The following is a 13,849-nucleotide window of genomic DNA, read 5'->3' as shown; positions in this document are numbered from 1 at the left end:
CACGCAGTACCCTCGTGCGCATGCTGGCGAGCGCCCGAAACCGCACCCGATTCCGTCGCACCGCCGAGCCGGGCGGGCGCGTCCGCTCGCGCGGCTTCGTTGTGGCCGCCGCGTTGCTGTGCGCCGCCGTGCTCACCGCGGGGTGCGCGGAGAAAACCGATGACGCGAGCACGATCATCCGCACCACCACGAATATCGCGGGCGCGGGCGTGGTCGGCGCTGCCCGCGACACCGCGACCGCGTGCCCGTTGCCGAGCGCGCCCGACGCGGGCTCCGGCGCGACCCGCACGGTCACCCACACCGCCGGGGTCTCGCAGGTTCCCGCCGACCCGCAACGCATCGTGGTACTCACCACCTCGGCACTCGACGCGGCCTGCGCGCTCGGCCTGTGGGAGCGGGTCGCGGGCGCGGTCACCCTCGACGGCGATCGTTCGCAGCCGATGTACCTGGGTTACGGCGTGCTGAAGGTGCCGAGCGTCGGCCCGATCGGTCAGGCCGATCCGGCACGGATCGCCGAGCTGAAGCCCGACCTGATCCTCGGCGACGTTGCCCCGGCCGCAGGCGGTTATGACGCACTGAGCAAGATCGCCCCCACGGTCCTGATCGGTGCGGGCGGTAGCTGGCAGTCCGATTTCGCCGCCTACTCCGCGGGTATGAACCGCGACGGCGCCGCCGAAATCGCCCTGCAGAACTACCTCACCGAGGCCCACGACCTCGGCCCCGCGCTGAACGCGCGCCAGTCCCAGGCCTCGGTGCTGCGCTTCACCGCCGGCACCACTCAGGTCCAAGGTTCGGAAACCTTTGCGGCCCAAGTCCTTTCCGACGTGGGCGTGCAACGCCCGACCGCCCAGCGCGGTCCGTCCTTCGACATCACCGAAGCCGACCTCGCCACCAAGGCCGAGGGCGACCTCATCTACGTGATGTTCGACGGCCCCGACGGCGAGCAGCACGGCAAACAGGTCCTGCGCTCGGACCAGTTCGAAGAACTCGGCGCCTCGACCGACAAGCGCGTCTTCGCGGTCGACGACAAGATCTGGCACACAACAGGTATCACCGCCGCCCGCGCCATCCTCACCGACCTGCGCAACAGCCTCAACGGCTACGTCACCGACTGACTCCCAGCTACCTCCCAGCGTGTTCGCAGCTCCGACGCAGTCCACGTGCTTAACGTGGTCGACAACACGGCAGCGAAGGAGCAGCGATGGGCGAGCACGACCTGGGACTAGGGCACGATCTTCGAGTGATGTCACGTCGGCGAGCGCTGAGTTTTCTCGGCGTGGCCGGGATCGCGGCGGCGGCGGGCTGCGCGACTTCGACCGACAGCACCGGCTCTAGCACGAGTTCGCCCGATGGCACCACTTCCGCGTCAGCGGAAACCCCCGCCGCGGCACCGCAGGAGACGGCGGGCCCCTACCCGGGTGACGGTTCCAACGGACCCAATGTCCTGATCGAATCCGGCGTGGTGCGCTCCGATATCACCACCAGCTTCGGCACGTATTCCGGTACCGCCCAGGGTGTTCCGATGACGCTCACGCTGAACCTGCGCGACCTCGTCGGGAACGCCGCGGGCACCGGGATGGCGGTATACGTGTGGCATTGCGACCGCGAGGGCCGGTACTCCCTCTATACCGAGGGCGCCACCGAACAGAACTATCTGCGCGGCGTCCAAGTGGCCGACGACAACGGCACCGTACGCTTCACCTCGATCTTCCCGGCCTGCTACGCCGGTCGCTGGCCACACATCCACTTCGAGGTCTACGACTCCCTGTCGACCGCGGTCGCGGGCGACAACGCCCGCCTCACCTCCCAGATCGCCCTCCCCCAAGACGCCTGCACCTCGGTCTTCGACGCCGACCCCGGCTATGTGAACAGCACCCGCAACATGTCCGGCGTGACCCTGTCCTCCGACGGCGTCTTCGGCGACGGCTGGGACGCCGAACTGGCCACGGTCACCTGCACCCCCACCACCGGCCTGTCCGTCTCACTCACCATCGGCGTAGCAGCCAAATCCCAGAACATCCAGTCCGACAACGGTTTTCCGGGCGCCCCGCCCTCTAGCAACGGCGCACCCGGCGGCCCACCCCCCGGCGGCCCCGCACCCCGCTGACAGGCGTCGTCAGTGGTGACTCATTCACACGTCATCGCGATCGGCGGGACAATCGGTCCACGATCAGCCAAGTTCCGCCGATCACCAGCAGCGCGAACAGGGCCAGGCCGCCGCCGAGCACGGCGAAGACCGACACCAGTTCGACCGCGCGCACCACCGAACCGCGGACCGATTCGGCTAGGCGACCGGGCGCCCTCAGCGCGCTGAACGGTCCGCGGCAACGGCCAAGCCGAGATGCACGATCTCGATAAAAGCCATCAGATCCCTGATCAGCACATCGATCTCGCCCGTCGCACCGGCGTCGGTGTGGAGCCAGTCGGCGACGTTCTCGAACAGACCGCCGATTGTGGAGACGGCCAGGGCGTGCAGGTCTACGCCGATTTCCTCGGGGGGCACGAATCCGTTTTCCCGCCACAGGATTTCGAGGAACTGAGCGGCCCAGCGGCGGTTGACGCGCCGCTGCTGTTCGACCTTTGCCGAAATGCCGCTCGCCTCACCGAAAGTCACCTTCGCCACGCGCGGGTCGTCGACCATCGAATGGGCGAAGGCGCCGATGACGGCGGCGACCACGTTGTCGCGGTCGCCCGAGGATTCGGACAGCGCGGTGGCGACCATGTCCTGTGCGCGTTCGCTCTGCTGCTGTAGCAGCGCCAGGTAGCAGTCTTCTTTGCTCTCGAAGAGTTCGTAGAAGGCTTTGTTGCCGACGAACGCGGTCTGGCAGATCTGCTCGATCGCGGTGTTGACGTAGCCCTCGGCGGCGATCAGGTCGAAGGCGGCGGCGAGGATCTGTTCACGCCTGCGCGCACGGCGCTGTTCGGCGTCCAGACCCTGGATGCGCCGGGAGGGGACTTGGCTCTTGTCGGTCGACGTCACGCAGCTCAGCCTACCGATTGCCGCATGTCAGCAGATCCGTTTGTTCTCAACAAGGCCACTTGCTAGAATTGGACCCGCCGCGGCCCGGCCGCGCTCGGCTGAGCGAACTCGGCGGCGCCGACGCGGGGTCGGCGCCGCCTGCTCTGCCGAGAAACCGCTGATTCGGCGCAGTCCACGGAAGAACGTACGCACATCGGCGACGAACAAGTCCGGTATTTCCATCGCCCCGAAGTGGCCACCCGGTCGAACTCCGACCAGTGCACGATGTCGGTATCCGCATCGGCGTAGCGCCGGATCGCGATGTCCTCGGCGAAGACCGCGACGCCGGTGGGTGTGGTCAGCGGCGTGGTCTCCCAGGAGCGAACGTGGGTGGCCTCGTAATACAGCGCGGCTGACGAAGCCGCGGTGCCGGTGAGTGCCAGAGCGAGCGAGTAGAGCATCACGTTGTTGACATCCTCCCGGCCCTGAAGGGCCGGGATTCCTCCTGAACCTCGCGGTTCTCCGGCGGGTTCCTGTTTCACAGGGACGTGCCTTCCGCTAGGCGGCAGGACTTACAGCCCCTCCGCAGACGTTTAGCCTCTCCGCCTGTCCGGCGGCGAGGATGTTGATCGCGGCGTTCAGATCGCGATCGTGGACCGCACCACACCCGCACGTCCATTCCCGGACATGCAACGGCTTCTTCTCGCCCACGACTCCACACTCGGAACACAGGCGGGTCGACGGGAACCAGCGATCCACCTTGGCGAACGTCCGCCCGTACCGCGCGGCCTTCTCCTCCAACATGGAAGTGAACATGCCCCACCCGGCATCGTGCACCGACTTCGCCAACCGGGTCCGGGCCAAGCCCTTCACACACAGGTCCTCGACGTAGACCGCTTGGTTGTCGCGGATGATCGTCGTGGACTGTTTGTGCGCCCAATCCCGGCGCGTATCGGCCACCCTCGCATGAGCCTTCGCGACCCGCAGCCGCGCCTTGGCCCGATTCTTCGAGCCTTTGTCCTTGCGGGACAACGACTGCTGCGCCTTCCGCAACCGGCGTTCCGCCTGCCGCAGGAACCTTGGCGAGGTGATCATCTTCCCGTCCGACAGGACCGCGAACGTGGTCAAGCCCAGGTCGATTCCGACCTCGGAATCGACCAGCGCAAGCGGCTGCGCGTCGACCTCGACAACGAACGACGCGAAATAGCGGCCCGCCGCGTCCTTGACGACAGTCACCGACGACGGGTCGGCGGGCAGTTCCCGCGACCACGCGACCTTCAGTTCGCCGATCTTCGCGATATACAGCCGCCGGTTCGGGCGCAGCGAGAAACCGTTGCGGGTGAACCGGATCGCCTGCCGGTTGTCCTTGCGGGACCGAAACCTCGGAGCCGCGACCCTCGCGCCCTTGCGTTTCCCAGTGACGGAGGCGAAGAAGTTGCGGTAGGCGGTGTGCAGGTCGCCCAACGCTTGAACCAGTGCCACCGATGACACTTCGGCGAGCCACGCCCGTTCCGGTGTCCGCTTGGCCTCGGTGATCACCCTGGTTTGCAACGCCGAGTCCTTGATGTACGGGAGCCCTGCGGCGTGAGCATCGCGGCGGGCGCGTAGTGCGTCGTTGTACACCACGCGCGCGCAACCGAACACCCGAGCCAACGAATCCTGTTGGCCCGGCGTCGGATACACGCGATAGTTGTACCGGAGCTGCACAAGATCGAGAGTACCGTATTGGCCTATGATTTCTACTGACGATTATCGGCGTGGCCGCAGCGTTGTTTCCGCCATGCATGTCCACTTGGTCTTCGTCACGAAATATCGGCGCGGGCTGCTCACCGACGACATGCTCACCACCTGCGAGCGGGTAATGCGCGAGGTGTGCACCGACTTCGAAGCGACCCTCGTCGAATTCAACGGCGAAACCGACCATGTGCACCTGCTCGTCGAGTACGCGCCCAAGGTCGCGGTGTCGAGGCTGGTGAACAGCCTCAAGGGGGTGTCGGCTCGCCGCCTTCGTGACGAGTACCGGCACTGGGTGAACCAGCACAGCATGAACGGACACCTGTGGAGTCCCAGTTACCTCGCCGCGTCCTGCGGTGGCGCGCCGATCTCCATCGTGAGGCAGTACATCGAGCAACAGCAACGGCCGCCCCGTGCCCCAGGAAGGCCGAAATTGATGCGCTAACCCAGCCCTGAAGGACCGGGCTCGCGCGCGCCCAAAATCCCCGTTGGCCCGCGCTTTTCGCCGCGCCAGATCCCCGGTGGCGGCGCCGCGGCGCACGTGGCGAAAGGTGTCGCCCAGCTCTGGCCCTACCGCGCCACCGTGCGACTGCACGTGCCCGCCGACTCCGAACAGGCCCGCTCCGCGGCCACCTACGCCACCGTCGAACCGATCGACGCCCACTCCTGCCGCCTAGAGATCGGCGCCGACACCCCCCGCGGACTGACCTTCCTCCTCGGCGCCCTCGACACCGACTTCGACATCGAGCACGGCCCGGAACTGACCGACCATCTACGCCTGATCGCCGCGCGATACACCCGGGCGACCGCCCCGGAGTAGCAGAACGGCGGCGGAATACGCTCCGCCGCCGTTGCCGTCGAGTTCGCTCAGAACTCCCAGTCCGCGTCTTCGGTGTTGATCGCCTTGCCGATGACGTAGCTGGAACCCGAACCCGAGAAGAAGTCGTGGTTCTCGTCGGCGTTGGGCGACAGCGCCGACAGGATCGCCGGGTTCACCTCGCACTCGTCCTTCGGGAACAGACCCTCGTAGCCGAGGTTCATCAGCGCCTTGTTGGCGTTGTAGCGCAGGAACTTCTTGACGTCCTCGGTGAGGCCGACCTCGTCGTAGAGGTCCTGGGTGTAGTCGACCTCGTTGTCGTAGAGCTCGAAGAGCAACTCGAAGGTGTAGTTCTTCAGCTCGTCGCGCTCGGCCTGGGAGACCAGCTCGAGGCCCTTCTGGTACTTGTAGCCGATGTAGTACCCGTGCACGGCCTCGTCGCGAATGATCAGGCGGATCATGTCGGCGGTGTTGGTGAGCTTGGCCCGCGAGGACCAGTGCATCGGCAGGTAGAAGCCGGAGTAGAACAGGAAACTCTCCAGCAGCGTGGAGGCGACCTTGCGCTTGAGCGGGTCGTCGCCGTTGTAGTACGACAGGACGATCTCGGCCTTGCGCTGCAGGTTGCGATTCTCCTCCGACCAGCGGAACGCCTCGTCGATCTCCTTGGTGGAGCACAGGGTGGAGAAGATGGAGCTGTAGCTCTTGGCGTGCACCGACTCCATGAACGCGATGTTGGTGTACACCGCCTGCTCGTGCGGGGTGATCGCATCCGGGATCAGGCTGACCGCGCCGACGGTGCCCTGGATGGTGTCGAGCAGCGTCAGGCCGGTGAAGACCCGCATGGTGAGCTGCTTCTCGTCCGGGGTGAGGGTGTTCCAGGACGGGATGTCGTTGGACACCGGGACCTTCTCGGGCAACCAGAAGTTGCCGGTCAGCCGATCCCAGACCTCGGCATCCTTCTCATCGGGCACCCGATTCCAGTTGATGGCCGACGCCCGATCGATGAGCTTCATTCCGCTTCCACACCTTTCCGCCAGACCTGATGACCCGCACTCGCCGCCGTGCACGAGGTCCTTCACCCAGAACACTACTCGTAGTGGGTGACAACCTCTGGGAGCACTACAGCTTGTGTTGCGGCGCGTAGAACTCGACCTGACCGGCCGAACACCCACACCACCCACGCGGCCACCATTGTGCGGCACGATCGCGCGCACACCACCATCGCATCGCCAGTGATTCGCCACATGCGTGTGAGCGGTGGCCGCCGCCGGTGAGGGCGGCCACTACCCGGCACCTCCCCACGTGTGCCGATCCGGCAGACTGGACATTCGATAGGGCTCGATCGCGGGCCGGCGGCAAGCGGGAGTCGTCCCGCGCGAGGGGGAATTATCGATGCTGTTGCGTCGTTGCGCGGCGGCCGCCGCGGTCATGATCGGGCTCACTGCCTGCCAGGAGAACCTGCCCAAGCATCGGCCCGCCACACCGATCGAAGCCGCTTCCGCGATGCCCGCGTACTGGAAGACCGCGCCGACCACCGATGAGCAGCGCCTCGAACTGCTGCGACGCCTTCGCGCGATCGACCCGTGCGCGCTCATCCCCCGGACCGACCTGGCGAAACTCGGCACGTTGATCGAGGTCGAGAACGATGGCCCGAACAGGTGCGAAGCGAAGTTCGACTCCACCGAGAGCGGCAAGGGCACCTCGGTCAGTTGGGCGATCGGTGTCGCGCCGAGCGGGTACGGCTGGGGAGAGTCCAAGCGTGAAGAGGTGGACGGCATCACCGTCGGGGTTCTGGGCGATCTCGATAACTCCCCCCTGGTCGAAGGACAGCTGGACCGAAGTTGCGTCGCCACCGTAGCTTTCGCTAATACAGCCACCCTCCCGGTCCATGTGCGAACACCACTCGGCACCGAACCGTGCCCGGCCGCGGAGTCCGCGCTGGCCCGCGCGATGGGCGGACTCGCCACCGAACCGCCGCAGGGCACCTCCCCAGATACCCCGCGGACCGCGCTGCAGGGCAAAGACCCGTGCGAGGTCGCCGCCGTACTCAACGCCGCGGTCACGGTTCTCGATCTACGAATGTGGTCGTGCCAGTTCACTTTCCGCGATGCTTCCGTCGATGTGGACTACCGCTATCAAGCCCGAGATATCTCCGCCGTCGGCGAGCCCATCTTCGTCATCAACGGTCACCGAGGCTACGGCTCCAGTTCCAACGCGGGCGAATATGCCTCTTACACAGCCGTTGTCGGCCCAGCGCTGCCGGGACCCGGTTCCACACTCCTCGGGCCGAATGTCCCCGTCGTCCAAGTCTTCGGCAAGGACCGCGCGGCCCTCGAATCCGCCCTTCGCGCAACCGTCGAACTCTTCCCCGCCGCCTGAACCGGACAAGGAGAACCCCTGTGCGCCAGCTGATCCTGCTCGCCGCCGCGGTGCTGACGATGGTCGCCTGCGGGAGCGAATCCGCGCCGGACTCCCTGCCCAAGGGTGGATTCTGGTCCACCGCAGCGGTTTCCGATCAGGACAAGCTCGCCGTCCTGCGCAAGGTCAGGGCGATCGATGTGTGCGCGCTGCTCCCCCGCGCGTCGCTCGGCGCCCTCGGCACCGTGCGTGACATCGAGAACGTCCATCCGAATCAGTGCCGGCTCAGCATCGCCGTCGAGGGCCATCTCACCGGGATCGATGCGACCTGGAGTACCGGGGTGATGTTCGAGGGTGAGCCGAGCATGGACGGCCCGGTGGACGAGGAATCGATGGGGGATGTGCGGGCGCTGTTGCATGCCGAGCCCGCGGCGTCGGCCGATCCGCAGGTTCGTGGAGCGTGTCAGGCGTGGGCGCGGTTCGTGGCGGGGGCCGATCTGTCGTTGAGTGTGCGGGCACCCCAGGATGCGTGCGTGTCGGCGAAGGCACTGTTGCGGATCGCGTTGACCGAGTGGCGAAAGGAGCCGCCGCAGGGCTACTCGCCGGATTCGGATCGGGCGGTGGTCACCGGGGCCGATCCGTGTGCGGTCGCGCCGTTGCTCGGTGTCCGGGTGCCGGTGGCCGATCAGCGCGTCACCACGTGCAAGTTGAGCGTCGACGGGCACGATGCGATCGTCACCTACGACTACAACGAGGAACGCTCGATCATCGACGACACCCCCGCCTTCACCGTTGGCACCCGCCAGGTGTACCGGTTCGACACCGCCCAGCCCGACCTGGCGTCGCTCACTGCCGTCGTCGGCCCCGGCCTCGCACCAGGGCCGACCGACGCGCTGCTCGGTCGGCGCGTGCCGACTGTCTCGGTCACGGCCCACTCGGCGATCGCGGAGAAGGTCATGCGCGAAACCCTGCCACTGGTGCGCTGACACCCCGGCGCTGGTGCGCTGGCACCCCGGCGCTGGTGCGCTGACGACAACGTTCTGAGAACGACCTGGCGTGATGTTTGCGCGAGGGTTGCCGCCACAGGCAGACTCGGTGGGTCGGGCGCGGGTCCGGGCCCGGATCCGCCGAGGACAGGGGTACCGATGTATCGCAGGATGGCGCTGGCCGCTGCCGCGTTGCTCGTGTGCGCCGGATGCGGGAGTGACGACGCGGGCAATCCACCCGATTACGGGAAGTTGCCGCCGCCGCCCGCACCGGTGATTCCCGCCCAGCCCGCCGAGTTCTGGTCGAAGGTCCCCCAGGATGCGAACCAGCGCGCCGAGGTAGCCCAGGCGACACGCCAGATCGATGTCTGCGCGCTGCTCCCCCGCGACACCCTGGCAAAGCTCGGCGAGGTCAAGAGCGTGACCGTCGGCCTGGATTCGTGCCGGGCCATTATCGGCAGTGACAAAGACGGCGCGGATTCCACCTTGACCTGGCACGCCACCCTGCTGAGCAGCCTCGGCGCGAGCGGCAGAGGTGTCACCACGCAGGTCGGCGAGGCGAGCGTACGCACAGTTCCCGACCGCGATACGGGCGAACCACGCGCCTGCGGTGCGACCGCCCGGTTCCCGTCGAGCGCGGCCTTCTACCTCGGCCTTTCCACACCGGGCAAGAACCCGTGCACGGTCGCCGGCGAACTGATGCCCGGCATGATCGAACGCTGGCTTCAGTCACCGAAACAGGGCACCTCCCCCGATACCGCACCGACCGTGCTGCTCGGCGCCGATCCGTGCACGGTCCGCGGCAAGCTGGCAGGCGCCGTCCCCGACGACGAACAGCGGCTCACCCAGTGCCTGTTCGGTTATCGCGGCGAGAAGATCACCGTGAGCTACGAGTACCGCGTGCCCGACTATCTGGCCGCCAACAGCACCGAGGACAAGATCGACGGCCGCACCGTGCACCGTTCGGTCTCGGTCTACGACAGCTCGATCCCGATCTACACCGCGGCCGTCGGCCCGGAACTGCCCGCCGAATCCACCGCGTTCGGCAGGCGCATCCCGGTTGTCGAGGTGGTCGCCGCCACCGACGACGTCGCCAAGGACGTCATGGCACAGGCGCTCACGCTCTTCCCAGCGCGTTAGATCCCCAGCACCAGCTTCAGATCCCCAGCACCAGCTTCGCGGTGGTGAAGTAGATGATCAGCCCGGTCGCATCGACCAGCGTGGTCACCATCGGCGCCGACACGACCGCGGGGTCGATGCGGAACTTCTTGGCCAGCAACGGCATCGTGCCGCCGATGGTCGCCGCCCAGCCGCAGATGACCACCAAGGTGATGGCCACGACAATGGCGATCCTCGGGCCGACGAACACCGTGCCGATCAGCAGCCCGGCGGCTGCCAGCATGCTGCCGAGCACCAGCCCCACCCGGCATTCGCGCCAGATCACCTTGAACAGATCCGAGACGCGCACCTCGCCGACCGCCAGCGCTCGCACGCATGCCGTCGCGGCCTGCGCACCGGCGTTGCCGCCCGCCCCGATCAGCAACGGGATGAACAGCGCCAGGCTCGCCGCCTGCTCGAGTGTCGTGGCGAACATGTCGGTGACACTTACCGTCAGGGTGGCCGCGAACAACAGCAGCGTCAACCACAGCGCCCGGTAGCGCGCCAGCTGGAACACCTTGGCGGCCATGTAGTGGCCCTCCCACGGCGCCGAACCAGCCTGCTTGGCGACGTCCTCACTGTCGGCGGCCTCGAGCACCTCCATCGCGTCGTCGATGGTGAGCAGCCCGACCACCCGGTCCTCGCTGTCGACGACCACCAGGTTGATGAGGTTGGTGGAACTCATCAGCCGGGCGGCCTTCTCCGCGGAATCGGTGGCCCGCACGAACGGCGGTTCGGTGACGACGAGTTCGGACACCATCGCGTCCGGCGAATGCAGCACCAGCTCACGCAGTTCGACGATGCCGGTGAGGCGGCGGCCGCGGTCGACCACGGGCAGCGTGTAGACAGTTTCGGCGTTGCTGCCCTTGGCGCGCACACAACCCAGCGCCTGGGCGACGGTCAGATTGTCCGGCAGCGCAACAACTTCCGGTGTCATGTACAGCCCGACCGAGCCCTCGGGGTAGCCGAGCAGCGTGGCCGTCATCCGGCGCTCGCGCGGGCTCAGCCCGGCGAGTACCTTCTTGGCGACCTTGGCGGGTGCTTCGTGCAGCATGCGGGCGCGGTCGTCGGGGTCCATCGCCTCGACGAGATCGCGAAAGCTCTTCTCGCGCAGGCCCTGCAGGATCTGCTGCTGGTCCACCGGCTCGAGCTCTTCGAACACGCTGAGGGCGCGCTCCTTGTCGAGCAGCCGGAACACGACACCGGCTTGCACGGCGTCCATGCGGGCCAGCGCGTCGGCGATGACGTGCGGCGGACGGTTGTCGAGCCAGTCGAGACCGCCACAGACCCGGTGGGTCTCGACGATGTCGCGCACCGATTCGGACAGGATTTCGAGCGCCTCGGTGACCGCGTGATCTTCGACGGTGGTCCGGCGCGGCGAAACCACCTCGGGCACAACGGTTTCGGTGGGTACATGACGGGTAGTGACGAGATCGACGTTCGACATGATCGAGTCCTCTGGCGTTACAGCGCACACGCCTGCGGCACAGCTACAGGATGTGCGAAAAGTGGAACGAGTGACGGTGGTTCACACCGCGGGGCGTCCACCGCCGAGGCCGACACGCACAGACCGGACCGAGCAGGTCAGGATTTGCCGTGCGAAGACGAAGGGGCGACGCCGCGCGGCCTTCGACTGGGAGGTTCGTTGCGCATGGCAACCCCACCTCCTCGCAGTCGCCGCGGGTATTCGCTCCGCGGATCGCTTGGAGTACCCACCCGGGCACACCCTTCCACCTATGAGAATACATGCGGAGCCCACCCGTTTCACCTCGAGCTTGCGTACCACTGGTCACAGTGGCGTCGATCACACCACTGGCGGCAGTCCGGCGATGACGGTGTCGACGGCCTGCTCGGCGAGAGGCCACAGCTGCGCACGGTCCAGATGCCGCAACGGCCCGCGCAACGCCAGTTCCGCGAATCCGTGCACGGTGGACCAGCAACTCCAGGTCGCACCCGGACGCGCCGCGGGAGCGAGGTCGCCGACGTGCACCATCATGTCGAGCGCGTCGGCGAGGGCGAGGTAGGCGGGCGAGTCGACGACCGAATCGGGCGAGGTGTCGCCGGCGCCGAAGAACGCGACCGCGAACCAGCCCGGCTCGAGCAGCGCGAAGCCGATATAGCCGAGGCCGACCGCGCGCAGGCTCGCACGCGGCGCCGCCGGGCTGCGCTCCATCCCCTCGGCCATCCGGGACTCGATCGCGGCCGAGACCGCGCGCAGCAGGGCTTGCCGGTCGGGAAAGTGCCGGTAGGCGGCGTTCGGCGTGACGCCGACCCGGCGGGTGACTTCGCGGATCGTCAGCGCGTCGGGGCCACCGGATCTGGTGAGTTCCAGTCCGGCCTCGACCAACGCAGCCGCGAGGTCACCGTGGTGATAGGCCAACCCTTGAACTCCCTTTCAATGAAGTATACGGTGTGAACATATCAAATGTGCACACCGTATACATCGAAGGGTGGCCCATCATGACCGCATTGCCAACCATCGTCGATCGCGACGCCTGGCAGGCCGAACTCGACAAGCTCAGAATCCGGGAGAAGGCCGCGACGCGCGAACTGGACGCCGTCGCCGCCCAGCGCCGCCGCATGCCAGCCGTCCGGCTGCCCCACTACACGCTGAAAGCCGAAGACGGCAGCGATGTTTCGCTCGCCGACATCTTCGACGGACACTCGCAGCTGATCACCTATCACCACATGTGGACGCCGGGGAACACCTGGCAGTGCGCCGGCTGCACCGGCCTCACTGCGCAGTACGCACGGCTGGATTTCCTCGACGGCTACGACGCGCGATTCGTCATCGTGACGCAGGGGCCGATGGACGAGGTGCTCGCCTACAAGAAGCGCGTCGGCAACACGATGACCTGGTATTCGACCGCCGACAGTCCGTTCGGCGCCGACATGGGCGCAGGCCCCGGCGAGGGCTTCGCCGTGAACACCTTCCTGCGCGACGGCGACACCGTCTACCGCAGCTGGCACACCGACGGCCGTGGCACCGAACAACTCGCCTACAGCTTCGGCCTCATCGACGCGCTGCCCTACGGGCGTCAAGAGCAATGGCAGGACAGTCCCGAGGGCTGGCCGCAGTCGCCGACCTACAGCGGCTGGCCGAGCAGCAAGGATATCGCCGCCTCCTACGGCGACCCGAGCGCCTGACCTGCGAGATCCTCACCGACCGCACGCTCGGCCGTATGCCAGTCGGGCGTGTGGGTCACCCAATCGGGGACCTGCCCGGTCTGCGCGCCGAACAGATACAGCCGTGGCACCAGATCGCGCAGGATCCGGTGCACGTCGAGCCGGTCGTCGATCATGTGGGTGATGCCGAGGTCGGTGCAGTGCGGCGCCTTGCCCGCGCGAGTTCGGCAGAAACGCAAGTGTTCTCGGGGAATGCCGGTGCGGGCGGCGAAGTTGTGGTGGTCGAGCCATTGCCTGGTGCGTTGCTCGATGCGCGGGCCGCATTTCGAGATCACCCAGGCGTTGCCGTCGAAGCGGGTCACCAGCCGGTTGAGCACTTCGAACGCGTCGGGGCTCGGCGGAGTGCTCATCGCTTCGTCGATGCCGCCGGAGAGGAATACGGTGTCCGCGGCGCCCGGAGTGAGCGCCGCCCCCTGGATCACTCGGCCGAAGTCGATGCCGAGACGGGGTGGGGAAATATTGTTCATACGACTGCAAGCATGCCGGGGTTTTCCCCGCGTGCCAAGTGAATTTCGGTGCATAACGGCCGGTCCAGGGTTCAGCGCGGTGCGCGCACAATAGTTGCCTGAGCGCGGAGAAGTGGAACAGTGGATCTCGACAGCCGCGGCGTGTGGCGCCGCTCGAGTTCCACCCTTCTCACTCCAGGAGAAA

16 protein-coding genes are annotated in these 13,849 nt (G+C 66.9%); 8 read left to right on the top strand and 8 right to left on the bottom strand.

The window, feature by feature from the left end; all coding sequences use genetic code 11:
* Positions 1-20 precede the first annotated feature (20 nt).
* Entirely contained in the window at positions 21-1,115 is a 1,095-nt protein-coding gene (locus tag ACFWO8_RS20535) for an ABC transporter substrate-binding protein (RefSeq protein ID WP_378953302.1), read from the top strand.
* Positions 1,116-1,201: 86 nt separating this feature from the next.
* On the top strand, positions 1,202-2,107 hold the full coding sequence (locus tag ACFWO8_RS20530; RefSeq protein WP_378953300.1) for a dioxygenase: 906 nt from the start codon (positions 1,202-1,204) through the stop codon (positions 2,105-2,107).
* Positions 2,108-2,138: 31 nt separating this feature from the next.
* On the opposite strand, the gene ACFWO8_RS20525 is transcribed toward ACFWO8_RS20530, so the two are convergent.
* The 4 genes from ACFWO8_RS20525 to ACFWO8_RS20510 form a co-directional block, all read right to left on the bottom strand.
* Positions 2,139-2,261 (bottom strand): hypothetical protein, encoded by a 123-nt coding sequence (locus tag ACFWO8_RS20525; RefSeq protein ID WP_378953298.1) that lies wholly within the window; start codon positions 2,259-2,261, stop codon positions 2,139-2,141.
* Positions 2,262-2,302: 41 nt separating this feature from the next.
* A complete protein-coding gene (locus ACFWO8_RS20520) occupies positions 2,303-2,980 on the bottom strand; it encodes a TetR/AcrR family transcriptional regulator (RefSeq protein ID WP_378953296.1) in 678 nt (225 codons plus the stop codon).
* A 62-nt stretch (positions 2,981-3,042) separates the two neighbouring features.
* Complete coding sequence (locus ACFWO8_RS20515; protein WP_378953294.1) at positions 3,043-3,423, bottom strand: hypothetical protein; 381 nt, start codon at positions 3,421-3,423, stop codon at positions 3,043-3,045.
* Positions 3,424-3,517: 94 nt separating this feature from the next.
* Positions 3,518-4,666, bottom strand: coding sequence for an RNA-guided endonuclease InsQ/TnpB family protein (locus tag ACFWO8_RS20510; protein WP_378953292.1), 1,149 nt, complete (start codon positions 4,664-4,666; stop codon positions 3,518-3,520).
* Between the two features lie 25 nt (positions 4,667-4,691).
* Here ACFWO8_RS20510 and tnpA point away from each other — a divergent pair, with 25 nt between their 5' ends.
* Together tnpA and ACFWO8_RS20500 are read left to right on the top strand one after the other, a co-directional pair.
* Entirely contained in the window at positions 4,692-5,138 is a 447-nt protein-coding gene (gene tnpA, locus ACFWO8_RS20505; protein ID WP_378953290.1) for an IS200/IS605 family transposase, read from the top strand.
* Between the two features lie 96 nt (positions 5,139-5,234).
* On the top strand, positions 5,235-5,513 hold the full coding sequence (locus ACFWO8_RS20500) for a hypothetical protein (protein ID WP_378953288.1): 279 nt from the start codon (positions 5,235-5,237) through the stop codon (positions 5,511-5,513).
* Positions 5,514-5,560: 47 nt separating this feature from the next.
* Here the strand turns inward: ACFWO8_RS20500 and nrdF are convergent, their stop codons facing one another.
* Complete coding sequence (gene nrdF / locus ACFWO8_RS20495; protein WP_378953286.1) at positions 5,561-6,523, bottom strand: class 1b ribonucleoside-diphosphate reductase subunit beta; 963 nt, start codon at positions 6,521-6,523, stop codon at positions 5,561-5,563.
* Between the two features lie 379 nt (positions 6,524-6,902).
* Here nrdF and ACFWO8_RS20490 point away from each other — a divergent pair, with 379 nt between their 5' ends.
* From ACFWO8_RS20490 to ACFWO8_RS20480, 3 genes are all read left to right on the top strand, one after another.
* Positions 6,903-7,889, top strand: a complete 987-nt coding sequence (locus tag ACFWO8_RS20490) for a hypothetical protein (protein ID WP_378953283.1) — start codon at positions 6,903-6,905, stop codon at positions 7,887-7,889.
* Between the two features lie 20 nt (positions 7,890-7,909).
* Entirely contained in the window at positions 7,910-8,854 is a 945-nt protein-coding gene (locus tag ACFWO8_RS20485) for a hypothetical protein (RefSeq protein ID WP_378953281.1), read from the top strand.
* Between the two features lie 159 nt (positions 8,855-9,013).
* Positions 9,014-9,994: a peptidase gene (locus ACFWO8_RS20480; RefSeq protein ID WP_378953279.1), complete on the top strand. Its 981-nt coding sequence runs from the start codon at positions 9,014-9,016 to the stop codon at positions 9,992-9,994.
* A 16-nt stretch (positions 9,995-10,010) separates the two neighbouring features.
* Here the strand turns inward: ACFWO8_RS20480 and mgtE are convergent, their stop codons facing one another.
* Positions 10,011-11,459, bottom strand: coding sequence for a magnesium transporter (mgtE, locus tag ACFWO8_RS20475; RefSeq protein ID WP_378953277.1), 1,449 nt, complete (start codon positions 11,457-11,459; stop codon positions 10,011-10,013).
* A 357-nt stretch (positions 11,460-11,816) separates the two neighbouring features.
* Positions 11,817-12,392 (bottom strand): TetR/AcrR family transcriptional regulator, encoded by a 576-nt coding sequence (locus ACFWO8_RS20470; RefSeq protein WP_378953275.1) that lies wholly within the window; start codon positions 12,390-12,392, stop codon positions 11,817-11,819.
* A gap of 80 nt (positions 12,393-12,472) precedes the next feature.
* Here ACFWO8_RS20470 and ACFWO8_RS20465 point away from each other — a divergent pair, with 80 nt between their 5' ends.
* Positions 12,473-13,159 (top strand): DUF899 family protein, encoded by a 687-nt coding sequence (locus ACFWO8_RS20465; RefSeq protein ID WP_378953273.1) that lies wholly within the window; start codon positions 12,473-12,475, stop codon positions 13,157-13,159.
* On the opposite strand, the gene ACFWO8_RS20460 is transcribed toward ACFWO8_RS20465, so the two are convergent.
* Positions 13,138-13,665 (bottom strand): hypothetical protein, encoded by a 528-nt coding sequence (locus ACFWO8_RS20460; protein WP_378953271.1) that lies wholly within the window; start codon positions 13,663-13,665, stop codon positions 13,138-13,140. The genes ACFWO8_RS20465 and ACFWO8_RS20460 overlap by 22 nt on opposite strands.
* Between the last annotated feature and the right edge of the window lie 184 nt (positions 13,666-13,849).

This window comes from Nocardia sp. NPDC058480 (assembly GCF_042720495.1).
Lineage (GTDB): Bacteria > Actinomycetota > Actinomycetes > Mycobacteriales > Mycobacteriaceae > Nocardia.
Note: the sequence above shows the minus strand (reverse complement) of the source record. Positions and strands in the feature narration are given on the sequence as shown.

Excerpts from the sequence above, each read along its gene's own strand:
- tnpA (WP_378953290.1), top strand. The coding sequence starts at position 4,692 with ATGATTTCTACTGACGATTATCGGCGTGGCCGCAGCGTTGTTTCCGCC.
- mgtE (WP_378953277.1), bottom strand. The coding sequence starts at position 11,459 with ATGTCGAACGTCGATCTCGTCACTACCCGTCATGTACCCACCGAAACC.
- ACFWO8_RS20490 (WP_378953283.1), top strand. The coding sequence starts at position 6,903 with ATGCTGTTGCGTCGTTGCGCGGCGGCCGCCGCGGTCATGATCGGGCTC.
- ACFWO8_RS20535 (WP_378953302.1), top strand. The coding sequence starts at position 21 with ATGCTGGCGAGCGCCCGAAACCGCACCCGATTCCGTCGCACCGCCGAG.
- nrdF (WP_378953286.1), bottom strand. The coding sequence starts at position 6,523 with ATGAAGCTCATCGATCGGGCGTCGGCCATCAACTGGAATCGGGTGCCC.
- ACFWO8_RS20460 (WP_378953271.1), bottom strand. The coding sequence starts at position 13,665 with ATGAACAATATTTCCCCACCCCGTCTCGGCATCGACTTCGGCCGAGTG.
- ACFWO8_RS20480 (WP_378953279.1), top strand. The coding sequence starts at position 9,014 with ATGTATCGCAGGATGGCGCTGGCCGCTGCCGCGTTGCTCGTGTGCGCC.
- ACFWO8_RS20465 (WP_378953273.1), top strand. The coding sequence starts at position 12,473 with ATGACCGCATTGCCAACCATCGTCGATCGCGACGCCTGGCAGGCCGAA.
- ACFWO8_RS20530 (WP_378953300.1), top strand. The coding sequence starts at position 1,202 with ATGGGCGAGCACGACCTGGGACTAGGGCACGATCTTCGAGTGATGTCA.